The following is a 24592-nucleotide window of genomic DNA, read 5'->3' as shown; positions in this document are numbered from 1 at the left end:
GCTGGTGATCCCGCTCGCCTCACTGGTGGGTTTGTGGGTCTTCGTCACGATGATCACCTTCGGTGAGGCCCGGGAGCTGCGCGACGCCCGCCGGTTCGAGAACCGGCTGGTGCGGCCGTCGATGGCGCTGCTGGACTCGCTGCAGCACGAGCGCCGCATGTCGATGGCCTACCTGGGCAGCCGCACCCTGGACCGGTCCGGGCTCGACGCCCAGCGCGTCAAGACCGATCAGGCCCGGCGCTCGTTCGCCGCCGCGGTGGCCGACCCTGGCATCCGCGCCGACGTCGACGCCGAGGTGCGGCGGCGGTCGGCGACGGTGACCACCGCGCTGGGCGAGCTCGACACGCTGCGCACGACCGTCGACCAGCGCCAGGCCCGGCGCGAACGGGTGCTGACCGCCTACTCGACGATCGTCGACGGGATCCACGACTCCCTGCAGGCGATGACCGTCAGCAACGGGCGGCTCGCCAGGGACCTGGAGAACCTGCAGCGGCTCGGCCGCGCCCGCGAACTGCTCACCCGCGAGGACGCTCTGGTCACCGGACTGCTGGCGGCGGGCCGCTGGGAGGAGCAGGAGCTCGACGAGTTCGAGCGGATCAACGGGGCCAAGAACTTCATGATCGCCGAGACCGTGCCCGGCCTGCCCGCCGGGGAGCGCGGAGACTACGAGCGGTTCCTGGCGGGCCCGGACTACACCCGGCTCCTGAGGCTGGAGGAGCAGCTGCTGCTGGCCGACGAGACCGTCCGGCGGCCGTCGTTCGACCAGGGCACCTGGCACACCGCGGCCGAGACCGTGATCGGCCGGATGGCGGAGCTGGAGCTGCGCGTGGTCTCCGACAGCAGCGAGCGCTCCAACGACGCGGCGCTGCAGACCTACGGGCGGCTGGCCGCCGCCGCCGGCCTGGGCCTGCTGGCCATCATCGCCTCCACCACCGTGGCCTGGCGGATCTCCCGCCGGCTGATCGGCGAGAGCCGCCGGGTGTCGCGGGCGGTGAGCCAGTTCACCCAGGAGTACCTGCCCGAGCTGGCCGAGCAGGTGCGCGAGGGGCGGATCCTCGAACCCGAGGAAGCGCTGCCCCGCCAGGAGCTGCGGGTCACCGAGATCGCCCGGATCAGCGACGCGTTCACCGAGGCCGGCCGGACCGTGATCGAGGCCGCCGCCCGGGAGAGCCGCACCCGGCGCGGGATCAACGAGGTCTTCGTCACGCTGGCCCGGCGCAACCAGGCCCTGGTGCACCGCCAGCTGTCCCTGCTGGACACGATGGAGCGGCGCACCGAGGACCCCGCCGAGCTCGACGACCTGTTCCGGCTGGACCACCTGGCCACCCGCATGCGCCGGCACGCCGAGGGCCTGGTCATCCTGGCCGGCCGCACCGCCGGCCGCACCTGGCGCAACCCGGTCCCGCTGGTGGACGTGGTGCGCGGCGCGGTCGCCGAGGTCGAGGACTACACCCGGGTCGGCGTGCTGTCGATGCCGGCCGCCGCGCTGGCCGGCAACGCGGTGGCCGACACCATCCACCTGCTGGCCGAGCTGATCGAGAACGCCACGCTGTTCTCCCCGCCGGCCTCGCCGGTGCGCATCACCGGCCAGCTGGTGCCCAACGGGTTCGTGGTGGAGATCGAGGACCGCGGGCTCGGCCTCAAGACCGAGACGCTGGAGGAGATCAACCGCAGGCTGGCCGACCCGCCCGAGTTCGACCTGTCGGACCTGGGCCGGCTGGGCCTGTTCGTGGTCGCCCGGCTCGCCGAGCGGCACCACATCAAGGTGTCGCTGCGGTCCTCGCCCTACGGCGGGACCACCGCCATCGTGCTGGTCCCGGCCGATCTGATCGTGGAGTCACCGTCGGGGGCGCTGCCGCCGGCCGAGCTGCGGGCGCAGCTGCCCGGGCACGCCCCGGCCCGCGTCGTCCCGCAGGCCGAGCCGGCGCCCGCCGCGCGGGCCGTGGCGGCCCCGCCGCGTCCCGTGCCGGAGGTGGGCCCGGCGCGGCTGGAGAAGACCAGGCCGCAGGCCGCCGGCGGCGACGCCGGCAAGGCCCCCACCGAGCTGCCGCGCCGGCGCCGCCGCACCACCGACAAGACCACCGGCCCGATGGTCGCGGTGGTCCCGCCGGAGACCGGCCCGCCGGACGGCCCGGTGAACGGCTCGTCGAACGGCGCCGTGAACGGGACGGCGGCCCCGGTGGAGATGACCCCGGACGGGTTGCCCCGGCGGCGCAGGCAGGAGAACCTGGCGGCCCGGCTCCGCGAGGACACCGGGCCCCAGCAGGCCTCCGGGGTCGTGGGCGCACAACCGGGCGAGGACGGGCGTGCGGCCGACCCCGACGGGCAACTCGAGGTCGTACGCACCAAGATGGCCGCCATGCAGCGTGGTTGGCAGCGTGGCAGAGCCGAGGCCGAAGAGGGCCAGGGGACACAGGAGGATGGTCAATGACGGATGTCGCCAACACCGGCGGAGAGCTCAACTGGCTGCTGGACCACTTGGTCGACAGCGTCGCCCATGTCCGCAACGCGGTGGTGCTCTCCAACGACGGGTTGCGGATCGCCTCCTCACGCGGGCTGGAGCGGGAGGACGCTGAGCGGCTGGCGGCGGTGGCCGCCAGCTTCCAGAGCCTGTCCCGGGGCGCCGGTCAGGAGTTCGGCGGCGGCCAGCCCCGCCAGACCATCGTGGAGATGGAGTCGGCCTTCCTGTTCGTGACCGCCGCCGGGCAGGGCGCCGGGCTGGCCGTGCTGGCCGACGCGGAGGCCGACGTCGGCGTCATCGCCTACGAGATGGCCATGCTGGTGGTCCGGGTCGGCCGGCACCTGGCGGCCAACCCGCGTTCGGCCCTGGCCGAGCACAATGCATGACGGCCAGGATCCGGTCCGCCACCGCGGCGGGACCGGTCGTCACGTGGAGTGGACCGAGCCCGGGCCCGTGGTCCGGCCGTACGCGCTGACCGGTGGCCGCACCAGGCCCGCGGGCGGCGACTTCGACCTGATCGCGATCATCGAGACCGCCGCCGGCTCCGGCGGTGACGCCGACGGCCCACCCGGGACCGCCGGCATCGAGCGCCTTCCGCGCTCACCCGAACACCGGACCATCCTGGAGCTGTGCCGGTCCCCCCTGTCGGTGGCCGAGGTGGCCTCCGAGCTGGATCTCGCCCTCGGTGTGGTGCGGGTCCTGCTCGGTGACCTGCTGGATCACGGCCTGATCCGGGTGCGCCGTCCGGCTCCGGTCGCTCAGTTCCCCAACGAGCGCGTACTCAAGGAAGTGATCGATGGACTCCATGCGCTCTGATCCCGCCCACCCCTCTCCGGGGGGCCCGGCGGAGGATCCGCGCGAGTCGTCCCTGGCGGTCAAGATCCTGGTCGCCGGGGGTTTCGGCGTCGGGAAGACCACCCTGGTGGGCGCGGTCAGCGAGATCCGGCCGCTGCGCACCGAGGCGATGCTGACCGAGAAGAGCATCGGCGTCGACGACACGGCGATGGTGGCCGGCAAGACCACCACCACCGTGGCCATGGACTTCGGCCGCATCACCCTGCCCACCGGCCTGGTGCTGTACCTGTTCGGCACCCCCGGCCAGGACCGGTTCTGGTTCATGTGGGACGAGCTGGCGCAGGGCGCGCTGGGCGCGGTGGTGCTGGTCGACACCCGCCGGCTGGCCGACTGCTTCGCCTCGGTGGACTACTTCGAGCGGCGCGGGCTGCCGTTCATCGTGGCGGTCAACCACTTCGAGGGCGCCAAGCGGTACGCCCCCGAGCAGATCCGCGCCGCGCTGGACCTCGACGAGGACATCCCGGTGATCATGAGCGACGTGCGGACCCGGGAGTCGGCCAAGCAGGTGCTGATCACCCTGGTCGAGCACGTGCTGATGGCCACCGCCCGCCGGGGCTGAAGGCGGCGGGGCCGCCCGTCAGGCGCGGAAGTCGGCGAAGTCGAAGCCGGGGGAGACCACGCAGCTCACCAGCGTCCCCTCGGCGCCGTCCGGACGGGCGGCCTGCCAGGTGGCGGCGGGCACCAGCACCTGTGGCCGCTGGCCCCGCGCCACCTGTGGCCCGAGCACGACCGGCTCGGGCCGGCCGGGCCGCTCGCCGGTGCCGCCGAGCTCCAGCACCAGCGGGTCGCCGAGGTGGTAGGCCCACAGCTCGTCCGAGCGCACCTGGTGCCACATCGACTCCTCGCCGGGTGGCAGGAAGAAGTAGATCCCGGTGGCGCTGGCCCGCTCCCCCGGATAGCCCGGCGGCTGGAAGGCCACTGGCGTCCGCCAGGTCTCGCGGAACCAGCCGCCCTCGGGATGGGGGAGCAGGTCGAGCTCCTCGGCGATCTCGGGCCGGGACAGTAGCCCGGTGTACCGCCCGTCGGGGCCGCGGCGCGCGTACCTGATCTCCGCGACGTGGCTCGGGTCGGCGGCGCGCAGCAGGCGCACGTCGGACGGTTCCGGGTCGAGGGTGAGCGCGACCACCTGGGCGTCGCCGAAGACGTCGGGAGCGCCGTCGAGGACGGCGAGCGCGTCGCCGAGGTCGCCGCCGGGCACCCAGGCCATCCGGCCGTCGGACAGGTCCAGGCGGTCGGCGGTCCGCGAGGTCCAGGCGTGCAGCGTCGTCAGCAGGATCACAGGCCGAGCCTAGCCCGGCCGAGGAAGATCATCTTTTGCCGGGTCGGTGGCGCCGCGGGCGCCGCTGCGAGACGATTGGTTGTTGATCACATAGATGTCCATGCGACGGCGGTTGCCGCGCGGTTTCATGGTGCCGGCGGGTTTTCCGCATGGAGGGAGCTAAGGTGACGGCGACGACTCCAGGGCCCGACAGCGCCGAGATGCTCGCCACCGCTCCGGACGCCCCGGATGCCTCGGACGAGCACCCGACGGAGCCGTTCCAGCGGATCGAGGTCGCCGCGGCGCAGGACGCCGGGGCCACGCCGGCGCACTCCGGCGAACCCGCGGCGGACGAGGCGGCCGGTACGCGGACCGGGCGGTCCCCGGGCCGCAAGCGGGTGCGGGGGATGCCCAGCGCCTCGCCGTGGCAGCGTTCGCACGCCGTCTGGCACCGGGCCGGTGTCGACTGGGTGCACGCCGCCGCGACCATCCCGGCGGCCGACGGCCCTGCCCCGCAGGCCGAGGAGTTCGAGCCGGAGCCGGCCGAGCCCCGGCAGGACCCGGCCCCCGCCGCCTCCCGGACGCCGACCCCGGCCCCGGCTCCGGTCTCCGAGGTGCCGGTGACGCCCGCCGTCCCCGTCGCCCGCCCGGCCAGGACCGGCGCGCTGCCGCCGTCCAGGAGAACGTCCGGCGGCTCGCGCCGCCCGCTGCTGGCCGCGGCCGTGGCCGCCGTGCTGGTGGCCGGGGCGGGCGGCTACCTGGTGCTCGGTGGGGAGGAGGACGCGCCCCGGCGAACAGTGCGGCAGCCCGGGGCCGTCCTGGCCGACCCCTGGTTCGCCGTCGACCCGGCGGCCAAGACCGACGGGCTCGTCCAACAGCTGACCGGGGTGGCTGGGGAGGGCGCCACGCTGATCGCGGTCGGCGGCGAGACCGGCGGCCCGGACCGGGCCCGCTTCCTGGTCTCCGCGGACGGCGGCCGGAGCTGGCGGACGGCCCGGGTCCGCGCCGCCGACGGGGGTGAGCCGCCGCCGGCGGAGATGCCGCGCCGGGTAACCGGCGGAGCCGGCCGATGGGTCGCGCTCGGCGGCCCGGCCGTGCAGGCGGAGGACGCCGCGGGCCCGACCGTGGTGTGGACCAGCAAGGACGGCCTGACCTGGACCCGGCAGCCCGCCGTGGCCGCCTTCGGCCCGCAGGACCGGGTGATGAGCCTGGCCCGCACGTCCACCGGGTTCATGGCGGTGGGCACCACCGACGCCGGGGACGGCACCCGGGGCGTGCTGTGGACCTCCGCCGACGGAAGCGCCTGGCAGCGCGTCGACCGGACGTCCATCGGCGACGTGGTCACCCTGGACCGGGTCGCCGCGTCCGGCGGCACCGTGGTGGTACGCGGCACCGTCCGCAAGAAGGTCACCAAGGTCGAGCGCAAGGGCGGCAAGAAGCGCAAGGTCACCCGGACCGTCGAGGAGTCGGGGCGCTGGCGCTCGGCCGACGGCGGCCGCACCTGGAGCCAGGTCGACGTGTCGCAGGCGCAGGGCTCCTACGGCGCGCTCACCGGGCTGGTCGGCGGGCCCGGCGGCTTCTTCGCCACCCGTGAGGCCAAGCAGACGACCGGAAGCAAGAAACGCCGCAAGACCGTCCGCTACTCGGTGGTCTGGTCCTCGCCGGACGGCGCCCGGTGGACACCGGCCGGGAGGATCCAGCCCGGTGGGTACGCACGGCTGGAGCGGCTGGCGGGCTCGCCCGCCGGGCTGGCCGCGTTGGCCGACGTCGGCGACGGCAAGAAGGCGGTACTGCGCAGCGGCGACGGAAGGACCTGGCAGCGCGCCGGTGAGGTGTCCGGCCCCGACATCGGCGGGATGGCCGCGCTGGGCGGCACCGTCGCCCTGGCCGGGAGCAAGGGCGGCGACGGGTACCTGGCGCTGCCCGGCACCGGGGAGGTGAACCTGGCGACGGTGCCCGGCGCCGTCCGTACCGAGCGAGCGATCACCGCGCTGGTCCCCGACGGCGCCCGGCTGGTTGCGGTCGGCAGCACCAACGGCGAGCCGGCCGCCTGGGTGGGCCCGAGCACCCGCGCATGGCAGCGGGCCTCGGGGCTGAACGGTGACCCCGACCCGCAGACACGGCGGTGGCTGTCGGACGCCGTGCGCGGTGACGACGGCTGGCTGGCGGTCGGCCGGCACGGCGACAGCCCCCTGCTGTTCACCTCCACCGACGCCGCCACCTGGGAGAAGGGCCGGTCACTGCCGGGCAAGGGCTTCGCCGAGTCGGCCGCCTTCGGGCCGGGCGGCTATGTCGCCGCCGGGCAGTACGGCCGCTGGGCCGCCGTCTGGCACTCCGCCGACCTGAAGAAGTGGACGCGCGGCAGCGGCGCCGGCGAGGGCCGGATGCGCGACGTGACGGCCGTGCCCGGTGGCTATGTCGCCGTCGGCGCCCGTCCCGGCCCCAAGGGGGACCGGCCCGCGGCATGGACCTCCACGGACGGCAGGAAGTGGACCGCCGTGCGGATGCCGGCACCGCCGCCGGGGGCCGCCTCGGGCATGCTCACCCGTGTGGCCGCCCGCGGCGACGTCCTCGTCGCGATCGGCTCCGGCAAGACCGGCGCGCCCGAGCAGCCGTACCCGTTCACGGCGGTCTCCGCCGACGGCGGCAAGACCTGGCAGGTCCAGACCCTGCCGGGCGGTGCCGCGGGCGGGACGGTCACCGCCGTGACGGCCACCCCCACGGGCCATGTCGTCGCCGGAACGACCGGGAACCCGGGCGGTAAGGACGTCGCCGTGTGGAGCTCGGCGGACGGGCGTACCTGGAAGGCCGTGCTGGCCCACGGCACCGGCCTGGACGGACCGGGCGACCAGCGGCTCACCGCGCTGGCCGTGGTCGGCGGCGAACTGGTGGCGGTGGGCATGACGGGCGACCACCGCGGCGACACCCCCACCTTCTGGCGCACCCGGCTGCCGTGAGAGGAGAGCCTGTGACGACACCCGATCTCACGGCGTTCCCCCGCGTCCGGCTGGGGCACTGGCCGACTCCGCTGGAGCGCTGCGACCGCCTGTCCGCGGAGCTCGGCGGCCCGCGGATCTGGATCAAGCGCGACGACTGCACCGGCCTGGCCGCCGGTGGCAACAAGACCCGCAAGCTGGAGTACCTGCTGGGGCGGGCCCTCGCCGAGGGACACCACACGGTGGTCACCTTCGGGGCGGTGCAGTCCAACCACGCCCGGCAGACCGCCGCCGCCTGCGCCCGCCTGGGGCTGCGCTGCGAGCTGCTGCTGACCCGCTCGGTGCCACGCTCGGACGAGCTGTACGAGACCTCCGGCAACGTTCTGCTCGACGGGCTGCTGGGGGCGCGGGTTCGCATCGTCGACGACGCCGACGACATCGCCGCTGCGCTGGAGGAGATCGGCCCGGCGTACGTGATCCCCCCGGGCGGCTCCAACGCGGTCGGGGCCCTGGGCTACGTCGGCGCGGCCCTGGAACTGCTCACCCAGATCCAGCCGCCCCCGGAAACCGCCCGACCGGACCAGGGAGCCGGTCCGCAGGAGCAGGAGGCCACCCGGCTGGAATCGAAGGTCGGTCCGGCGGGTGCCGTGGACCGTGTCGTGGTCGCCACGAGCACGGCGGGGACGGCCGCCGGGCTGGCCGTGGGGCTGGCGGAAGCGGGGTCGGCGGCCCAGGTCGAGGCCGTCGCCGTCTACCGGCCCGCCGAGGAGACCAGGGCCGTGGTGGAGGAGCTGACCGCCGAGACCGCGCGCCTGCTCGGTGTGCCCGTGCCCGAGGACCGCGTCACCGTGCACGGCGACTGGCTGGGGCCCGGCTACGGTGTGGTCACCCCGGAGATGTCCGAGGCGGTGCGGCTCTTCGCGCGGACCGAGGGCGTGCTGCTGGACCCGGTGTACTCGGGCAAGGCCGCCGCCGCTCTCGTCGGGCTGGTCCGCGCCGGCCGGATCGGCGCGGACGAGACGGTCGTGTTCTGGCACACCGGGGGCCTGCCGGGCCTGTTCGTCTATCCGGACGCCTTCGTCGGCTGACCCCCGGGACCGTCACAGGGATCTGAGGATGCCCCTGGCGACGGCGAAGGCCGTCCTGATGACGGCCAGCAGGCCGGCGTCGGCGGTGCAGCCGCAGTTGTCGGGGCAGTCGGGGGTGCCGATCCACATGCTGGTGACCCCTTTCGGTGGTAGTTCCGGTACGGACGGTATGTCTGGGCAACTTCCCTGCCTATTGGCTCCACCGGGACTTGCCACTATCGCCGGGGTCATCAAGTCGTCGAACAAAGTTGAGTAAAGATGCCCCGCCCTTCGGCCGGGGGGGATGTGGCCGTCAGGGCGGGGCATCGGAGGCCCGGCCCAGGCGGGGGTTGGGCAGGGCCGGTCCGTGGTGAGCGCGGGGTCAGTCGGCGTCGATGTGCAGGTCCACGCCGAGCAGCACCAGGAACCACAGGAAGATCGCTAGCAGGGCGCTGCCCACACGACGGAGCAGGTCCAGGTCGATGTAGTCCCGGTCCCAGGCGACGAACACGCCGATGATCAGATAGATGAGCCCGATGAGGCTGATGCCCGGACCTCGCCGGTACGCCATGGGCGTCTCCTCCCAAGCCTGGTCGATGAACGCCCGACCGATGCCCGAGGCGGAGCAGGTCAAACTTTGACCCTTCTTTTACCTGTTCAAAACCCGTCGGGGGACGGTCCGAATCCCGGCGATCAGCCGGCGCGTACCCGCAGGACCATCGGGTCGTGGTCGCTCACCTGACGGGTGAACTCGGCGTTGAGGTGGACGATCTCAAACTCGTGCGGGCGGGCGGCCAGCGCCGGGCTCACCAGGATGTGATCGGGAGCCTGCGCGTTCCCGGCCGAGATCACCGTGTAGCGCTCGGACTCGGGCAGTTCCGTCACCAGGTCGCGCAGCCCGGTGCCGCGGGTCAGCACGTCCATCGCGGGGGAGCGGCCGAAGGAGTTCAGGTCGCCGGCCACGATCACCGCGGCGTTCGGATGGACGGCCCGCAGCGACCGGACGAAGCCGGCCAGCACCCGGGCCTGCGCGGCATGGGAGGTCTCGCTGGGCCGGCGCGGGGGCTGGAAGCGCGCGTAGAGGGAGTCGTCGCCGCCCCGGGCCGTCCAGTGGTTGGCGATGACGACCAGCCGCCGCCCCCGCCACACGAACTCGCCCGCCAGCGGCTTGCGCGCAGCGTTCCAGGCCGCGTCGCCCGGGGCCACCCGGCCGGGACTCACCGACAGCCCGGCCTCGCGGGAGCCGCCCGCGGCGGCGACCGGGACCGCGGCGACCGGGAGGGTGGCGGTGCCGCCGGGACGGTCGACGAAGCTCAGCCCCCGGTCGGTGCGGAACAGGAACCCGACCCGGACGTTGCCGCCCGGCTCGCCGCCGTCCGCCCCGTCCAGCGGGTCGATCGAGCGCCAGTCGTAGGCCGGCCCCCCGGCCGCCGAGATCGCCGCGACCAGTTGCGCCACCGTCTGGTCGGCGGCCACCGTGCCGTCGTCCTCGGGGCCGCTGTTGTCCTGCAGCCCGGTCACCGTCACCAGGTCGGGGGCCGCCAGGTCGGTCACCAACTGGCGGGCGATCGCCGCGAACCGCTGTGGCGGGTCGCCCGGGTCCAGGTCCCGCAGCGCGTACGTGGCCACCGCGAGCTCGTCGGATTGCTGCGGGCGGGTCCGCGCGGGGACCAGGCCGCCGTCCCGGACCCGCGGCGCCGAGGTGACCAGGAGCCGGTAGTCGCCGTAGTTGTAGTCGAGCACGCCGAGCGTGCGGCCAGGGAGCCGGTCGCCCACGTTCATCGGCGGCAGGGGCAGCAGGATGTCGTCGAGGAGGACCCGCTCGGGGTTGGCGTCCTTGGCGCGCAGCACGATGCCGCCGCGCCCGGTGCGCAGGCCGGCGCCCGCCCCGTCCGCGGGCAGGACGGGGATCTCGCCGAACTCCGAGCGGGGCCCGGCGGCCACCGCGTCGTCGACGGCGATGCGCATGCCCTCCAGCGACTCGTAGAAGTCCAGCCCGTCCTCGCCGGGCTGGTACCTGCCGGAGGTCTCGGCGTCGCCCCGGACGTCGTCGTCGATCACCGAGCCGGGCGCGCGGCGCCCGTCCGGGCCGAGCACCTCGGGGGGCGGCAGCGGGACCCCGCGCCGCTCCACGACGGTCGCGGTGGCCTCGATCTCGGTACGGGACAGGTTGGCCGAGGCCGGGCCGCCGGGGCGGAACTCGTTCACCCGGCCGTCCACCCGCACCGCGTCCCCGATGGCGGCCGCAGGCCGGGTGCGGGTGAACACGAACAGGCCCTCGGAGGTGGCCGGGTCGCGGTCGGGCCTTTCGGACTGCATCCAGAAGCCGTTCTCGGTGACGGCGGTCACCACGCCGGGGATGCCGGTGACCGTGGCGCCGACGAAGGGCGAGACGTGCGCGGCGCCCTGGACGTCGTGGATGTGGCGGGCGACCTTCGGCGCGGATACCGCCGCCACGGCGGGCGTTGCGACGGCACCGGCCACCAGTACGGCGGTGAGCTTGACCCCCGCCAGAACACGTAGGAACGTCAACGGCACCCCATGACCGAGATCACGAGCCACTTCACACGAAGAATGGTGACATGCCGGAGGGGCGTGGCGGTACCGGTCGCGGTGAAGACCGGTACCGCGGCACGTGCCATGGGTTTCCTCCGCGGACAGGGCGCGGACGCGCGGTGGGGCGGGTGGGGACTACTCGTCCACGGAGAGGGCGGCCTTGGGGCAGGACCGTACGGCGTGCCTGACCCGGTCGACCTGATCGGCGGGCGGGACCGGCTGCAGGATGTGCAGCTGGTCGTCGTCGTCGAGGTCGAAGACCTCGGGGGCCAGGCCGACGCACACGCCGTTGGCCTCGCAGACCAGGGGGTCGACTCGTACTTCCATCGCGGGCTCGCTCCTCGCTTCAGTTCCCGGTCAGCTTGCGGTGGTCCCAGGAGACCACACGGTCCGGCGTGACCAGATAGGCGTACCGTTTGGCCGCCGTGGCGTCCACGAAGGGCTCGACGGCGGACTCGTGGTCCGGCCCCAGCATGCGCCGGACGACCTGCCGGCCAACATACCGAACATCATTCGGCTCGGTCAGCGTCTCGGCCCGTCCGTACACCAGCGCGCCGACCAGCTCGAAGTAGTCCTCGCCCGCCTCCACCAGGCAGGTGACCCGGGGGTCGCGGGCGATGTTGCGGGCCTTCTGCGAGGCCCGGTACGTCCAGAACGCCAGCCGGCCATCGACCACCGCGTGGAACATGGTGACCATGTGCGGGGTGCCGTCCGGGTTGATGGTGCCCAGGTGCAGCTTGGTCTGGGCGTCCAGGAAGGAGGTCGTCTCGTCCTCGCTCATCGCCACACGGGTACGCTCATTCACGCGAGAAAGTAGAACACGTTTCAGTAAACAGGGACAAGATGGGTCCCGGTCAGCGGCGTCCGGCCGATGTGATCTACCCGACACCTGCCGTCCGGAGTGCGTCCGGCGGCGGCGGTGAACGTCTGAGTCGGGTGAGCGCAACACCGGCCGGGGCGCAGAAACCCGGCGGGACGGATCGGGCTACAGTGCCCGGCGGAGGACATCATGACTGAGACAGCGACGGCCGCCCCCGGTAATCCGGCCGGGCGTCCCCCCATGCCCGCGGACCTGCTGCGCGCCGCCCAGGCGGCCAAGGGCTTCATGCCGCCCGCCGAGGGCCGGGCGCTGTACGAGACCGCACTCGCCTACGGGGGGCGCGGACCGATGCTGGAGATCGGCTCCTACTGCGGCAAGTCGGCGATCTACTTCGGCGCCGCCGCCCGCGAGGTCGGCACGGTGCTGGTGACCGTCGACCACCACCACGGCTCGGAGGAGAACCAGGCCGGCTGGGAGCACCACGACCCCTCACTGGTGGACCCGCTGACCGGCCGGATGGACACGCTGCCGACCTTCCGCAGGACCATTGGCGCCGCCGGCCTGGAGGACCAGGTGATCGCGATCGTCGGCACCTCCCGCGCCGTCGCCGCCCTGTGGCACACCCCGCTGTCGCTGCTGTTCATCGACGGCGGTCACGCCGAGGACCTCGCCCAGGCCGACTACGAGGACTGGGCCCGCTGGGTGATGGTGGGTGGCGCGCTGGTCATCCACGACGTCTTCCCCGACCCCGCCGACGGCGGCCAGGCCCCCTACCACGTCCACCAGCGCGCCCTGGCCAGCGGCGTCTTCACCGAGCGCCGCGTCGAGGGCTCCCTACGCGTCCTGGAGCGCGTCAACGACCGCGACCCCGTCGGCTAAACGAAGGAGCGGATCGGGGAGCCTCTCACGCCTCCCCGATCCGCTCAGAGCCTCCCCCCGATCCGCTCAGAGCCTCCCCGACGGCACCTCCCCAGACTGCGAGACGGCGGCGCTCAAGACCACCCGCGAGCGGGCCCGCGCGGTCTGGACTGAGGAGGCTTTCAAGATCGCGAGGAACGAGCGATCTTGAAAACGACGAGGGAAGACCGCGCGTCCCCAGGCCCGCTCGCCGTCGCGGCGAAGCCGCGACCATAAGCACGTCCGCGAGCCGTCGCGCCGGAGGCGCGACCATAAGCACGCCCGCGACCATAGGCACGCTTCAGATTCGCGTGCGGACCGGGTTGGCCAGCGGGGCCTGTGTCGCCGGCACGCAGCCGCAGGCGGCCGGGTCGGCGGGCTCGGACGGTCCCAGCGGCCGGCCGGCGATCTCCTTGAACAGGGCGGCGCCCGGGGTGCCGCCGCACAGGGCGTCGGCCGCCAGGATCACCGCGGCGGCGGTGTAGGTGGAGCGGTCCCCCGGGAAGTGCCGCCGGTTCTCGAACTGCCAGCCGGTCCAGTACGAGCCGTCCTCGTGCCGCAGGTGCTGGATGGTCGCGAACAGCTCCAGGGCCCGGTCGCGGTCGCCGGCGGCGTCCAGGGCCAGCACCAGCTCGCAGCTTTCGGCCGCCGTCACCCAGGGCTGGTCGCTCACGCAGCGGCAGCCCAGGCCCTCGACCACGAAGGTGTCCCAGCCCTCGGCCAGCCGCCGGGCCGCGTCCGCGCCCCGTACCGGGCCGGCCAGCACCGGGTAGTACCAGTCCATCGACCAGCGGCTCTTGTCGGCGAACGCCTCCGGATGCCGGGCCACCACATGGCCGAGCTGGTCGGCGGCCAGCTCCCAGTCCGGCTGGGGCCGCTGCAGGTGCTCGGCCAGCGCGACCGCGCAGCGCAGCGACTGGTAGATCGACGAGCAGCCGGTCAGCAGCGCGTGGTCGGCGGGTGTGCCGTCGGGGTGGCGGATCCACAGGATCTCACCGCGGTGGGTCTGCAGGTCGATGGTGAAGTCGACGGCCCGGCGCACCGTGGGCCACATTCGCCGGGCGAACTCCTCGTCCCCGGTCATCAGCAGCTCGTGCCAGACGCCCACCGCGACGTAGGCGGCGTGGTTGGACTCGCCGCCGGCCTCGGTGACCTCGCCCAGCACCCACTTGGCGGGCCAGGACCCGTCGGGCCGCTGCACCGAGCGCAGCCACTCGTAGGCCCGCCGGGCCGGCTCGCGCAGCCCGGCGGTGGTCAGCGCCATCGCGGCCTCCACGTGGTTCCAGGCGTCCACGTGGCCGGGCACCCCGGCGGTGGGCGAGAACCACGGGATGGCCCCGGACGGCTCCTGTTGGGCGACGATGCTGTGCGCGGTGGCCAGCATGTCCTCGGCGGTCACGATCCCCGGCACCGACGGAGGCCGGTGCGCCGTGGACTCAGGCCGCATCCACCTTCTCCTTGCCGCCGGCGTCCGGGACACCGGGCGTGGACGGCTTGGTGGTGTAGACCACCACGCTCTTGCCCAGCACCGGGTTCAGCACCTGCTCGGCCAGCCGGGTGACCAGCGGGCGCTTCATGATGTCCCACACCAGCAGCTGGTGGTAGGCCTTGGCCAGCGGGTTGCCGGCGTTGTCCACCCCGACCGCGCACTTGATCCACCAGTACGGGGTGTGCAGGCCGTGCGCGTGGTGGTGGCCGTCCACCCGCAGGCCCAGCGACTTGAGCTTGGCCTCCAGCTCGGCCCGGGTGTAGATGCGGATGTGCCCGCCGGGGGCGGTGTGGTACGCCTCCGACAGCGCCCAGCAGATCCGCTCGGGCAGCCAGCTCGGCACCGTCACGGCCAGCCGGCCGCCGGGCTTGAGCACCCGCAGCAGCTCGCCCATCGCGGTCATGTCGTCGCCGATGTGCTCCAGCACCTCGGAGGCGATGATCTTGTCGAAGCTGTTGTCGGGGAACGGCAGGTCGCGGGCGTCGCCCTGCACGGTGCGGGCGGTGGCCCCTTCGGGCGCCTCACCCTCCAGCCGCATGGCCCCGAACATCTTCTCCACCCCGGCCAGCTCGTCGGCGTCCAGGTCGAACGCCACGACGTGCGCTCCCCGCCGGTACAGCTCGAAGGCGTGCCGTCCGGCGCCGCAGCCCATGTCCAGGACATGGTCTCCGGGCGTGATGGGGAACCGCTGGAAGTCAACGGTCAGCAGAGCGCTGCTCCTTCCGTGCGGGACGCCCGAGGAGGGCGCCCCTCCTGCGTGCCACGGCCTTGGGCGAGCGGAGGTCCGCGCCTGCCCGGGCCGCTCCTGCGGCGAGCCGCAGGTAGTTCTGGCGGGCGATGGCCGCCCGGTAGTGCTCGACCGTGGCCCGCGCCACGGCCGGCCAGGCGAACCGCTCCAGCACGCGGGCCAGCCCCGCCTCGCCCAGCCGGGCCCGCTCCTGAGGGGAGTCGTGCAGGCGGCGCAGCGTGGCGGCCAGCTCCTCCACGTCGCCGGGCTCGACCAGCGCGGCGGCGTCCCCGACCACCTCGGGCAGCGCGCCGGCCCGGCTGGCGACCAGCGGGGTGCCGGAGGCCATGTGCTCCACGGCCGGCAGTGAGAAGCCCTCGTAGCGGGACGGTACGACCGCGATCTCGGCGGAGGCCAGCAGCTCGCCCAGCTCCTCGTCGGAGATCCCGGACACGAACCGCACCTGCTCGCCCAGCGCCAGCTCGCGCACCAGCCGCTCGGTCGGCCCGTCCTTGCGCGGCCGGCTGACCACGATCACGTGCACGTCCCGTTCGGTGGCCAGCTTGGCGACCGCGCGCAGCAGCACGTCCACGCCCTTGAGCGGGGAGTCGGCGCTGGCCATCGCGACGATCCGGCCCGGTGTCCGCGCGCCGCGCGGGTGGAAGATCCGGGTGTCGACGCCCAGCGGCAGGATCTCGATGTCGCGCGGGTCGACCTTGAAGTCCTTGACGATGTCGATCTTGGAGGACTCCGAGACCGTCAGGATCGGCCCGATCCGCCGGGCCACCTGCGACTGCATGGTCACGAACCCGTACCAGCGGTGCTTGCCGAGCCGCTGCTTGAGGCCCTTGGCGGCCTCCAGTTCGATCCGCCGGTCCACGCTGATGGGGTGGTGGATGCTGGTCACCAGCGGCAGCCCCAGCCGTTCGATGCCCAGATTGCCCAGCCCGAGCACCTGGTTGTCGTGCGCCACGTCGAAGTCGCGGCGGCGGCGCCGCAGCTCGCGCAGCACCCGCAGGCTGAAGGTCAGCGGCTCGGGGAACCCGCCCGTCCGCATGTGGGCGAACTCCAGCACGTCGATCCAGTCGCGGTACTCGGCCAGGGCCGGGGTGCGGAACGGGTCCGCATCCCGGTACAGGTCCAGGCTGGGGATCTTGGTGAGTACGATGTCGTCCGAGTCCAGCTCCGGATAGGGCTGGCCGGACAGCACCTCCACCCGGTGGCCGAGGGCGGCCAGTTCCCGGCTCAGATGCCGCAGGTAGACGCCCTGGCCGCCACAGTGCGGCTTGCTCCGGTACGAGAGCAGGGCCACGCGCAAAGGCTCGTCCACAACCCCGCTCACGCACCACCCCTGTCTGTTCTCGGCCCGGACGGGCCGCGAGGCGCCGGTCAGGCGCGCGGCGCGACCCGGACCGGCATCTCCTTGACGCCGTTGATGAAGTACGACCTTAGCCTGCGAACGTTACCGGTGAGTTCCATGTTAGGCATGGTGTCCAAAAGTGTCTCGAAGAGCACACGAAGCTCAAGTCGGGCGAGATGGACACCCAGGCAGTAATGCGGCCCTCCGCCGCCGAACCCCAGATGGGGATTGGGGTCGCGGCCGACGTCGAAGGTGAACGGGTCGTCGAACACCCGCTCGTCCCGGTTGGCCGAGGCGTAGAAGACGACGACCTTGTCGCCCTCGCGGATCCGCTCGCCGCCCAGCTCGGTGTCGCGGGTGGCGGTGCGGCGGAACAGGTTGACCGGCGTCACCCAGCGTACGATCTCGTCGGCGGTGGTGCGGACCAGCCCGGGGTCGGCCTTCAGCCGCTCCCACTGGCCGGGGTGCTCCAGCAGGGCCCGCATCCCGCCGGAGGCGGCGTTGCGGGTGGTCTCGTTGCCGGCCACCATCAGCAGCAGTACGAACAGCTCGAACTCGTCGCCGTCCAGCACCTCCCCGTCCGGGCCCGGCTGCAGCAGCTTGGTGACGATGTCGTCGCGCGGCTCGGCGCGGCGCCGGGCGGCCAGCTCGTTGGCGTAGGCGTAGATGGCCATCGCCGCCTTGCGGCCCTCCTCGGCGACCGTCTCCGGATCGACCCCCGCGCCCTTGCGGAAGTCGGGGTCGTCTCCACCGATCATCGTGTTGGACCACTCGAAGATCTTGTCGCGGTCCTCGACCGGGGCGCCCAGCAGCTCGCAGATCACCTGCAGCGGCAGCGGGGCGGCCAGGTCCCGCACGAAGTCGGCCTCCGGGCCGCGTTCGGCCACCTCCGCGACCAGCCTGCGGCAGATGTCGCGGATGTGACCGGTCAGGGCCTCGATCGCCCGCGGGGTGAAGCCGCGGTTGACGATGCCCCGCCGGCGGGTGTGGTCCGGCGGGTCCTGGTTGAGCATCATGAGCTGGTTGAGCGCCAGCTCCTCGTCCGGCAACTCGTCGAACAGCGCCAGCCGGGTGAACGAGGAGAACAGCTCCGGATGCCGGGAGACGTGGACGATGTCCGCGTGCCGGGTGACGGCCCAGAACGCGGGCCAGCCGCGTTCGGGGTCGCCCTCGTGCCGGAAGACGGGGGCGTGCTCGCGCAGCCAGGTCAGCTGTGCGTGCGGGATGCCGTCCCGCTCGTAGGAGTCGGGGTCGACCAGGTTGATCTCGGGTGCGCCGGTCAGGTGGGCCATCGCCGAACCTCCTCGTTCGGACGGGTGGGACGGGGCGGTGAGCCGACTTGCGGGCGGGGGCGGGCAAGGACCCGCGGGGGTCTCGCCCGGGACCGCCTCCTCGACAGAGTGCCCGCTCTCAGACGGACCGGCTAGGCGACGGGGTGAACTCCACGCGGAGCTCCTTGATCCCGTTGACGAAGTTGGAGCGCAGCCGGCGGGGCGGGCCGGCCGGGCGGATGTCGGGCATCCGGTCCAGGATGGTCTCGAACAGCACGGCCAGCTCCAGGCGGGCCAGGTGGGTGCCCAGGCAGAAGTGCGGTCCGCCGCCGCCGAACCCCACGTGCGGGTTGGGGTCGCGGCCGATGTCGAAGGTGAACGGGTCCTCGATCACCCGCTCGTCCCGGTTGGCCGACCCGTAGAACATCACCACCTTGTCGCCCTTCTTGATCTGCTTGCCGCCCAGCTCGGTGTCCCGGGTGGCGGTGCGGCGGAACAGGTTGAGCGGGCTGGTCCAGCGGACGATCTCGTCGGGGGCGGTGCGCAGCAGGCTTCGGTCGGCCTTGAGCCGCTCCCACTGCTCGGGATGGTCGAAGAACGCCTGGATGCCGTTGACCGAGCCGGTGCGGGTGGTCTCGTGCCCGGCGATCACCAGCATCAGCACGAACAGCTGGAACTCCTCGTCGCTGAGCACGTTGCCGTGCTCGTCGGGCTGCAGCAGCTTGGTGGCGATGTCGTCGCGCGGCTCGGCGCGGCGCTGGGCGGCCAGCTCGGAGGCGTAGGCCATCAGCTCGGCCGACAGGGCGGCGGCCTCCTCCTTGGCCCCGGCCATCTCCGGGTCGCTGAACCCGATGATCTTGTTGGACCAGTCGCAGATCTGCTCCCGGTCCTCCTGCGGGGCGCCCAGCAGCTCGCAGATGATGTACGCCGGCAGCGGGGCGGCGATGTCCTCGGCGAAGTCGGCCTGCCCCAGCGGCGACACCCGGTCGATCAGCTCGTTGCAGATGTCGCGGATGTGCCCCTCCAGCTGCTTGATCATCCGGGGTGTGAAGCCCCGGTTGACCTTCAGCCGGTTGCGGGTGTGGTCCGGCGGGTCCTGGAACAGCATCATCAGGCCGAACAGCGCGAGGTCGTCCTCGCTGAACTCCTCGTACAGCGAGCTGCGCACGTGGCTGGAGAACAGCTCCGGGTTCCGGGAGACGTGCACCACGTCCGCGTGCCGGGTGACGGCCCAAAAGCCCGGCACGCCCTCGTTGAGGTCGTGGTGCCAGAACACCGGGTCGTTGTCGCGGATCCACCGGAACTGCTCGTGCGGGATGCCCCCGCGCTCGTACACGCCGGGGTCGATGATGTCGATGTCGGGGCGGACGTCGATCTGAGGACGCATCGGCGGTCCTTCCGTGCGGTGCCGGCAGGTGGGGGCGGTCGACTGAACGCTTGCTCGGTCGGCCGGGACTAGAACTCGTTCTAACATGAGACTCCAGTCTCAACAAGGGTCTAGCCCGGTGATCAATCTGTGGCGTGATTCACCCGGGAACCGTCGGAAAGGTCAGGCGTCCGGCCCGTGGCCGAGGGGAAGGACCGCCGGAAAGCCGGAAGGCCCGGCCCCCGGGTCCGGTACGACCCCTCACGACGAGGTGTCGCGTCGTACCGTGAACCCAGGAGACCGGGCCTGCCGAAGTCGTGCGGCGCGCTCAGGCGAGGGCGAACAGCATGACGTCCTCCGGCCCGCCGAGCCGGCGGATCCGGCCGCGGCGCTCCAGGACGCGCAGATGGGCGGCGGCCTCCCCGGCGGCCATCTGGCGGGAGGACAGCGGCATGGACTCCCACGGGTACCGCCAGTCCAGGCCCGCCGTCACCTGCCACAGCGTGGCCGGCTCGTCCGACAGCAGGGCGACCACCTCGGTCAGGCGCTCCTCGTGGTGGTCGATGATGGCGCGGGCCCGCTCGCCGAGATCGGAGAAGCGGTACTGGTGGGCCGGCAGCACCTCGCCGACCGTCATTGCCGCGACCCGTTCCAGGGAGCCCAGAAAGTCGCCCAGCGGGTCCACGTCCGGCAGGTCGTAGGGGTAGAGCCCGATGTGCGGGGTGATGCGCGGCAGGACGTGGTCGCCGGTGAAGATCCGGTCGCCGTCCTCCAGGTGCAGGCAGATGTGGCCGGGGGAGTGCCCCGGCGTCCAGACGGTGCGCAGCTTGCGGCCGGGCAGGTCCACCAGCTCCCCGTCGGCCAGCTCGCGGTCGGGTAGGGCGGGTGGGTCCACGCGCTGCCTGTCGTGCTGCGCGGCCAGCTCACCCTCGGCGGCCCCGGCCCGGCGCAGGACGCCCAGTTCCCAGGTGCGGTCGGCGTCCTCGGCGACCAGCTCCCGGAACCGCCGGATGATCTCGACGTCCGCGTGGTGCATGGCGATCCAGGCGCCGGAGGCCTCACGGACCCGGCCGGCCAGCCCGGCATGGTCGGGGTGGTGGTGGGTGACCACCACCCCGTAGACGTCGCCGACGGACAGGCCGAGCGAGCCGAGCCCGTCGCTGAGTGCGGTCCAGGCGTCCGGGTGGTTCCAGCCGGCGTCGACGAGCACCGGCCCGCGCTCGCTCTCCAGCGCGTACACCAGCGTGTATGCCAGGGGATTGTTGGGGATCGGGACGGGAACGGTCCAAACGCCCCCTCCGAGATTCTCCGGTTCAGGTGTGACGGCCACGCGTTCTCTTCTCTGGGATCCCCGTGCGGGGGGCTTTTCAGCAGCGTTCGAGGATGGTGGCGGTGGACAGGGCACCGCCGGCGCACATGGTAACCAGGGCGCTGGAGCCGTCCCGACGCTCCATCTCGTGCAGCGCGGTGGTGATCAGCCGTGCTCCGGTGGCGCCGACCGGATGGCCGAGGGCGATGGCGCCGCCGTTGACGTTGACCTTGTCCAGGTCGGGCTCGTGCACCCGGGCCCACGACAGCACGATCGACGCGAACGCCTCATTGATCTCGAACAGGTCGGGGTCGGCGATCGTCATGCCGGCCTGGGCCAGCACCCGCTCGGTCGCCTGGACCGGGCCGTCGAGGTGGTAGTACGGCTCCCCGCCGACCAGCGCCTGCGCACGGATCCGGGCGCGCGGGCGCAGCCCGAGGGCCTCGGCCTTAGCGCGCGACATCAGCAGCACCGCGGCGGCGCCGTCGGAGATCTGCGAGGAGGTGCCCGCGGTGTGCAGCGCGCCCTCGCCCATGACCGGCCGGAGCTTGGCCAGGCCCTCCGCGGTGGTCTCGCGCAGCCCCTGGTCGCGGTCGACGGTCCGGACCTCGCCGGTGGGCGCGCCCTCGGCGTCCAGTACCGGCGCCTCGATGGGGGCGACCTCGCGGTCGAAGCGGCCGTCCGCCCACGCCTTGGCGGCCAGCGCCTGCGAGCGCACCCCGAAGGCGTCCAGTTCCGCACGGGTCAGCCCGCGCCGGGCGGCGATGCGCTCGGCGGCCTGGAACTGGTCGGGCAGGTCGATCGACCAGTCGTCGGGCCGGGGGTTGGCCGGCAGCACGTTGCTGCCCAGCGGCGCCCGGCTCATCACCTCCACGCCGCAGCCGACCGCCACGTCCACCACCCCGGCGGCGATCATCGCGGCGGCCAGGTGGACGCTCTGCTGGCTGGAGCCGCACTGCGCGTCGATCGTGGTGACCCCGGTCTGCCAGGGCAGGCCCGCGTACAGCCAGGAGTGCCGCCCGAGATGGCCGCCCTGCTCGCCGGCCTGGGTGACGCAGCCGGCGAAGACCTGCCCGACCTCGGCGGGGTCGATGCCGGAGCGCTGCACCAGCGCGTCCAGGGCGTGCGCCAGCACCGCCATGGGCTTGAGCCCGGCGAGCCACCCGCCGCGCCTGCCCTGCGGCGTCCGGACGGCTTCGACGATCACCGGCTCGGCCATGCGGCCCTCCTTACTAGAATGAAGTTCACTTTCCTGACTGTAACCTGTTCTAGCTTCGGTGTGGAAGCCCGGGGTACCGTGCGGCCGGACGGCGCGACCCGGCGGACCCGACCCCGTCCCCTGCCCCGGCCCTTCGCCGCCGAGGTCGCCGGCCGGGGCCGTTCGCGGTCAGGGGCGCCCGCCGAGCGGCAGCAGCACCTCGAACAGCGCGCCGCCCGCCGGGGCGTCCCGGACGGTGAGCGTTCCGCCGTGCGCCCGGACGATGTCGCGGGCGATGGCCAGGCCCAGCCCGGCCCCGCCCTCGTCTCTGGCCCGGGCGTCGTCCAGCCGGACGAACCGCTCGAAGATCCGTTCCCGTTCCGCCGACGGGACCCCGGGGCCGTCGTCGGCCACCTGGAGCACCGCCCGCCCGTCCCGGGTGCCGAGCGTGACGGTCACCGCGCCCGCCGCGTGCCGCTGTGCGTTGTCCAGCAGGTTGCCCAGCACCTGCCCGAGCCGTCCCCGGCTTCCCCGCACCCACGGACCCGCACCCCGGCCGGCCTCACGGGAGGGGCCGCCCGCCGGGCCGCCTGCCGGGCCGTCCGCATCGGCGGGCCCGGCTTCGGGGCGTGCCGCCAGGCCGCCGTCCGCGGCCGGCCGACCGGTGTCACCCGGCGGCTCAAGGACGGCCCGGACCGGGACGCGGTCGGTGGCGGCGCGTTGCCGCAGCACCTCGCGGACGAGGCCGGCCAGGTCCACCGGCTGCGGGCGGGGGCGCTCGCCGGCGTCCAGGCGGGCCAGCAGGAGCAGGTCGGCGGCCAGGTGCTGGAGGCGGACGATGTCCTCCAGCAGGTCACCGGTGTTCAGCAGTCCCGGATGGGCGTCGGCCACCTCCACCTGGGTGCGCAGCGAGGCGATCGGGCTGCGCAGCTCGTGCGAGGCGTCGGCGACGAACCGGCGCTGCCGCTCGATCGAGCGCTCCAGGGCGGCCAGGGTCTGGTTGGTGGTCACGGCCAGGTCGGCCACCTCGTCGCGGGAGTCGGGCACCGGCACCCGGCGGGTCAGGTCGCCGGCGACGGTGATCTCCGCCATCTCGGCGCGGATCGCCTCCACCGGGGCCAGGGCCCGCCGGGTGACCAGCCAGGTCACCGCCACCACCACCAGCAGCAGCAACGGCAGGCCGACCAGCATCGCCCGGCTGACGGTGCCCACCACGTCGGTCTCCGGCCGGGTGCCCGCCACGACGGTGACGACCTGGCCCTGGGGCGGGGCCGCCTCCACCAGGGCGAAACGGTAGGCGGTGCGCTCGCCCTCGACCGTCGCGGTGCCGTCGCGGTGGTGCACCTCGGTGGACACCTGGCCGTGCCCCGGCTCGTCCTCGTCGCGGTGGTCATCGAAGTCGTCGTCGCGGGAGTCGTCGCCGTTGTCGCGCACCCCGGGCGACGGGGCCGGAAGGTCCAGGCCGTGGACCTGCCCGAGGTCGGGCTGGGAGGTCAGCACCCGGCCGTCCCGCCCGATCACCTGCACCGGGTGGTCGTCGGCGTCCGGCAGCCTCAGCCCGGAGACGGGCGTGCCCACGGCGATCTGCGCGGCCACCTCCCGCGCGGTCACCTCCGACTGCAGGTCGGCCTCCCTGACCAGGCTGGCCCGCAGCGTCAGCAGCACCGCCAGCCCGGCCGCCACCAGCGCGACCAGCACGACGGCGCCCGCCGACAGCGCGGCGCGGGCCCGTACCGAGGCCGGCAGCAGGCGCATCTCAGCCGCCCCCGCCGTCGCGGACCAGCCGGTAGCCGGCGCCGCGCACGGTGGTGATCGAGCGGCGGCCGAACGGGGCGTCCAGCTTGCGGCGCAGCGCGCTCACGTAGACCTCGACGATGTTGGGATCGCCGTCGTAGGCGAAGTCCCAGACATGTTCGATGATCTGCGTCTTCGACACCACCCGGCCGGCGTTCACCGCCAGTTGCTCCAGCACGGCGAACTCCTTGGCGGTCAGCTCCACCTCGACGTCCCCGCGCCGCACCCGCCGGGTGCCCGGATCGACGACGAGGTCGCCGACCGCGATGACCGGCGCGCCGCCCCGGGTACGGCGGCGCAGCAGGGCACGGATCCGGGCCACCAGCACCACGTAGGAGAACGGCTTGGTCAGATAGTCGTCCGCGCCGGTGTCCAGCCCGTCGGCCTCGTCGTACTCGCCGTCCTTGGCGGTGAGCATCAGGATCGGGGTGTCGTTCCCGGCCGAGCGCAGCGCCGCGCAGACCCGGTAGCCGTTCATGCCGGGCAACATGATGTCCAGGACGATCAGGTCGTAGTCGTCCTCGGTCGCCCGGTGCAGGCCCTCGGCGCCGTCGTGCACCACGTCCACCGCGAACCCCTCGGCCGTCAGCCCGGCCGCCAGCGAGTTCGCCAGGCGCCTTTCGTCCTCCACGATCAGCAACCGCATGTCTCCAGGCTGCCATCCGTACCTGAAGAAGGCTTCAGGTCGCTTCAGCGTGGCTTCAGGATCGTCCGGGCACTGTCGGTCATGTCAGAAACCGTACGACTGAGGGGAAATGCCATGAAACGTGCATTGCCGACCGGCCGCCGCCTGCTGCTGACCGGGGTCGCCGCCGCCGCGCTGGTGGCCGGAGGAGGCGCCGCCCTCGCCGCCACGGCCGACGACGACCCGGCCCCCAAGCCCGCCACCGGTGCGACGAGCGCGCCGGACGTCCGCGTCAAGATCGAGCAGGCCGTGACCGCCGCGCTCCAGGCCGCCCCGGGCACCGTCGTGGAGGCGGACCTCGACGAAGAGAACGGCAAGCCCGTCTGGCAGGTCGAGGTCCAGGGCCAGGACGGCACCAAGCGCGAACTGGTGGTGGACGCCACCAGCGGCAAGGTCGTCCAGAACGAGGTCGAGAACAACGACAACGACGATAACGACAACGACGATAACGACGACGACGACAACGGCAACAAGGGCAACAACGACGACGACTGATCGTGATGGCCGGCCCGGGGGCCGGCGGCCCGTGCCGTCGGCCCCCGG

Annotated in this window: 22 protein-coding genes; 8 read left to right on the top strand and 14 right to left on the bottom strand. The window is 73.3% G+C overall.

From position 1 onward, the window contains the following. The first annotated feature begins 4 nt into the window (after positions 1–4). Genes C4U03_RS04985 through C4U03_RS04970 form a run of 4 tightly spaced genes read left to right on the top strand, consistent with a single transcriptional unit; the run spans position 5 to position 3875 of the window. Positions 5–2431 (top strand): sensor histidine kinase, encoded by a 2427-nt coding sequence (locus C4U03_RS04985; protein WP_160146908.1) that lies wholly within the window; start codon positions 5–7, stop codon positions 2429–2431. Next, entirely contained in the window at positions 2428–2847 is a 420-nt protein-coding gene (locus C4U03_RS04980) for a roadblock/LC7 domain-containing protein (protein ID WP_103936460.1), read from the top strand. The genes C4U03_RS04985 and C4U03_RS04980 overlap by 4 nt, the downstream gene beginning before the upstream one ends. Positions 2848–2890: 43 nt before the next feature. Then, complete coding sequence (locus C4U03_RS04975) at positions 2891–3277, top strand: DUF742 domain-containing protein (protein ID WP_235017650.1); 387 nt, start codon at positions 2891–2893, stop codon at positions 3275–3277. After that, positions 3258–3875, top strand: coding sequence for a GTP-binding protein (locus C4U03_RS04970; RefSeq protein WP_235017649.1), 618 nt, complete (start codon positions 3258–3260; stop codon positions 3873–3875). The genes C4U03_RS04975 and C4U03_RS04970 overlap by 20 nt, the downstream gene beginning before the upstream one ends. A gap of 18 nt (positions 3876–3893) precedes the next feature. Here C4U03_RS04970 and C4U03_RS04965 read toward each other — a convergent pair whose 3' ends face one another. Next, a complete protein-coding gene (locus C4U03_RS04965) occupies positions 3894–4595 on the bottom strand; it encodes a cupin domain-containing protein (RefSeq protein WP_327372380.1) in 702 nt (233 codons plus the stop codon). 164 nt (positions 4596–4759) lie between these two features. Here C4U03_RS04965 and C4U03_RS04960 point away from each other — a divergent pair, with 164 nt between their 5' ends. Together C4U03_RS04960 and C4U03_RS04955 are read left to right on the top strand one after the other, a co-directional pair. Beyond that, the gene (locus C4U03_RS04960; RefSeq protein WP_146087256.1) at positions 4760–7531 is read left to right on the top strand and encodes a hypothetical protein; all 2772 of its coding nucleotides are present in this window, start codon (positions 4760–4762) and stop codon (positions 7529–7531) included. Between the two features lie 11 nt (positions 7532–7542). Continuing rightward, entirely contained in the window at positions 7543–8598 is a 1056-nt protein-coding gene (locus C4U03_RS04955; RefSeq protein WP_103936457.1) for a D-cysteine desulfhydrase family protein, read from the top strand. 361 nt (positions 8599–8959) lie between these two features. On the opposite strand, the gene C4U03_RS04950 is transcribed toward C4U03_RS04955, so the two are convergent. The 4 genes from C4U03_RS04950 to C4U03_RS04935 all read right to left on the bottom strand — a co-directional run bounded on the left by C4U03_RS04950 (position 8960) and on the right by C4U03_RS04935 (position 11914). Continuing rightward, positions 8960–9148, bottom strand: coding sequence for a hypothetical protein (locus tag C4U03_RS04950; protein ID WP_103936456.1), 189 nt, complete (start codon positions 9146–9148; stop codon positions 8960–8962). 122 nt (positions 9149–9270) lie between these two features. Beyond that, a complete protein-coding gene (locus C4U03_RS04945; RefSeq protein WP_235017648.1) occupies positions 9271–11109 on the bottom strand; it encodes an endonuclease/exonuclease/phosphatase in 1839 nt (612 codons plus the stop codon). Positions 11110–11268: 159 nt separating this feature from the next. Then, positions 11269–11460 (bottom strand): ferredoxin, encoded by a 192-nt coding sequence (locus C4U03_RS04940; RefSeq protein ID WP_103936455.1) that lies wholly within the window; start codon positions 11458–11460, stop codon positions 11269–11271. 19 nt (positions 11461–11479) lie between these two features. After that, the gene (locus C4U03_RS04935; protein WP_103936454.1) at positions 11480–11914 is read right to left on the bottom strand and encodes a pyridoxamine 5'-phosphate oxidase family protein; all 435 of its coding nucleotides are present in this window, start codon (positions 11912–11914) and stop codon (positions 11480–11482) included. A 228-nt stretch (positions 11915–12142) separates the two neighbouring features. Between C4U03_RS04935 and C4U03_RS04930 the strand changes: the two genes are divergently transcribed. Next, positions 12143–12832 carry a class I SAM-dependent methyltransferase gene (locus tag C4U03_RS04930; protein WP_103936453.1) on the top strand — a complete coding sequence of 230 codons (690 nt, stop codon included), beginning with the start codon at positions 12143–12145 and terminating at the stop codon, positions 12830–12832. Positions 12833–13151: 319 nt separating this feature from the next. Here C4U03_RS04930 and C4U03_RS04925 read toward each other — a convergent pair whose 3' ends face one another. From C4U03_RS04925 to C4U03_RS04885, 9 genes are all read right to left on the bottom strand, one after another. Further along, positions 13152–14297 carry a prenyltransferase/squalene oxidase repeat-containing protein gene (locus tag C4U03_RS04925; protein ID WP_103936452.1) on the bottom strand — a complete coding sequence of 382 codons (1146 nt, stop codon included), beginning with the start codon at positions 14295–14297 and terminating at the stop codon, positions 13152–13154. Beyond that, positions 14287–14991 carry a class I SAM-dependent methyltransferase gene (locus C4U03_RS04920; RefSeq protein WP_235017647.1) on the bottom strand — a complete coding sequence of 235 codons (705 nt, stop codon included), beginning with the start codon at positions 14989–14991 and terminating at the stop codon, positions 14287–14289. The genes C4U03_RS04925 and C4U03_RS04920 overlap by 11 nt, the downstream gene beginning before the upstream one ends. A gap of 43 nt (positions 14992–15034) precedes the next feature. Beyond that, positions 15035–16408, bottom strand: a complete 1374-nt coding sequence (locus C4U03_RS04915) for a glycosyltransferase family 4 protein (protein ID WP_235017646.1) — start codon at positions 16406–16408, stop codon at positions 15035–15037. A 47-nt stretch (positions 16409–16455) separates the two neighbouring features. Further along, complete coding sequence (locus C4U03_RS04910; protein WP_103936449.1) at positions 16456–17718, bottom strand: cytochrome P450; 1263 nt, start codon at positions 17716–17718, stop codon at positions 16456–16458. 118 nt (positions 17719–17836) lie between these two features. After that, complete coding sequence (locus C4U03_RS04905) at positions 17837–19084, bottom strand: cytochrome P450 (protein ID WP_103936448.1); 1248 nt, start codon at positions 19082–19084, stop codon at positions 17837–17839. A gap of 307 nt (positions 19085–19391) precedes the next feature. Beyond that, the gene (locus C4U03_RS04900) at positions 19392–20393 is read right to left on the bottom strand and encodes an MBL fold metallo-hydrolase (protein WP_103936447.1); all 1002 of its coding nucleotides are present in this window, start codon (positions 20391–20393) and stop codon (positions 19392–19394) included. 37 nt (positions 20394–20430) lie between these two features. After that, the gene (locus C4U03_RS04895; protein ID WP_103936446.1) at positions 20431–21591 is read right to left on the bottom strand and encodes a steroid 3-ketoacyl-CoA thiolase; all 1161 of its coding nucleotides are present in this window, start codon (positions 21589–21591) and stop codon (positions 20431–20433) included. 168 nt (positions 21592–21759) lie between these two features. Then, positions 21760–23325, bottom strand: a complete 1566-nt coding sequence (locus tag C4U03_RS42780; protein WP_103936445.1) for a sensor histidine kinase — start codon at positions 23323–23325, stop codon at positions 21760–21762. A 1-nt stretch (position 23326) separates the two neighbouring features. Continuing rightward, entirely contained in the window at positions 23327–24010 is a 684-nt protein-coding gene (locus tag C4U03_RS04885) for a response regulator transcription factor (RefSeq protein WP_103936444.1), read from the bottom strand. A gap of 114 nt (positions 24011–24124) precedes the next feature. On the opposite strand from C4U03_RS04885, the gene C4U03_RS04880 reads away from it, so the two are divergent. Further along, positions 24125–24544 (top strand): PepSY domain-containing protein, encoded by a 420-nt coding sequence (locus C4U03_RS04880; protein WP_160146907.1) that lies wholly within the window; start codon positions 24125–24127, stop codon positions 24542–24544. Positions 24545–24592: the final 48 nt, after the last annotated feature.

Origin of the sequence: Thermomonospora echinospora, from assembly GCF_900108175.1 — a bacterium.
Lineage (GTDB): Bacteria > Actinomycetota > Actinomycetes > Streptosporangiales > Streptosporangiaceae > Thermomonospora > Thermomonospora echinospora.
The sequence above is the reverse complement of the archived record's forward strand: the minus strand, read 5'-3'. Positions and strand labels throughout refer to the sequence as shown.

Bases quoted from the DNA above. Each gene is read 5' to 3' on its own strand.
- C4U03_RS04980 (WP_103936460.1), top strand. From the start codon at position 2,428: ATGACGGATGTCGCCAACACCGGCGGAGAGCTCAACTGGCTGCTGGAC.
- C4U03_RS04970 (WP_235017649.1), top strand. From the start codon at position 3,258: ATGGACTCCATGCGCTCTGATCCCGCCCACCCCTCTCCGGGGGGCCCG.
- C4U03_RS04950 (WP_103936456.1), bottom strand. From the start codon at position 9,148: ATGGCGTACCGGCGAGGTCCGGGCATCAGCCTCATCGGGCTCATCTAT.
- C4U03_RS04940 (WP_103936455.1), bottom strand. From the start codon at position 11,460: ATGGAAGTACGAGTCGACCCCCTGGTCTGCGAGGCCAACGGCGTGTGC.
- C4U03_RS04935 (WP_103936454.1), bottom strand. From the start codon at position 11,914: ATGAGCGAGGACGAGACGACCTCCTTCCTGGACGCCCAGACCAAGCTG.
- C4U03_RS04930 (WP_103936453.1), top strand. From the start codon at position 12,143: ATGACTGAGACAGCGACGGCCGCCCCCGGTAATCCGGCCGGGCGTCCC.
- C4U03_RS04925 (WP_103936452.1), bottom strand. From the start codon at position 14,297: ATGCGGCCTGAGTCCACGGCGCACCGGCCTCCGTCGGTGCCGGGGATC.
- C4U03_RS04920 (WP_235017647.1), bottom strand. From the start codon at position 14,991: ATGGGCTGCGGCGCCGGACGGCACGCCTTCGAGCTGTACCGGCGGGGA.
- C4U03_RS04910 (WP_103936449.1), bottom strand. From the start codon at position 17,718: ATGGCCCACCTGACCGGCGCACCCGAGATCAACCTGGTCGACCCCGAC.
- C4U03_RS04905 (WP_103936448.1), bottom strand. From the start codon at position 19,084: ATGCGTCCTCAGATCGACGTCCGCCCCGACATCGACATCATCGACCCC.
- C4U03_RS04895 (WP_103936446.1), bottom strand. From the start codon at position 21,591: ATGGCCGAGCCGGTGATCGTCGAAGCCGTCCGGACGCCGCAGGGCAGG.
- C4U03_RS42780 (WP_103936445.1), bottom strand. From the start codon at position 23,325: ATGCGCCTGCTGCCGGCCTCGGTACGGGCCCGCGCCGCGCTGTCGGCG.
- C4U03_RS04885 (WP_103936444.1), bottom strand. From the start codon at position 24,010: ATGCGGTTGCTGATCGTGGAGGACGAAAGGCGCCTGGCGAACTCGCTG.
- C4U03_RS04880 (WP_160146907.1), top strand. From the start codon at position 24,125: ATGAAACGTGCATTGCCGACCGGCCGCCGCCTGCTGCTGACCGGGGTC.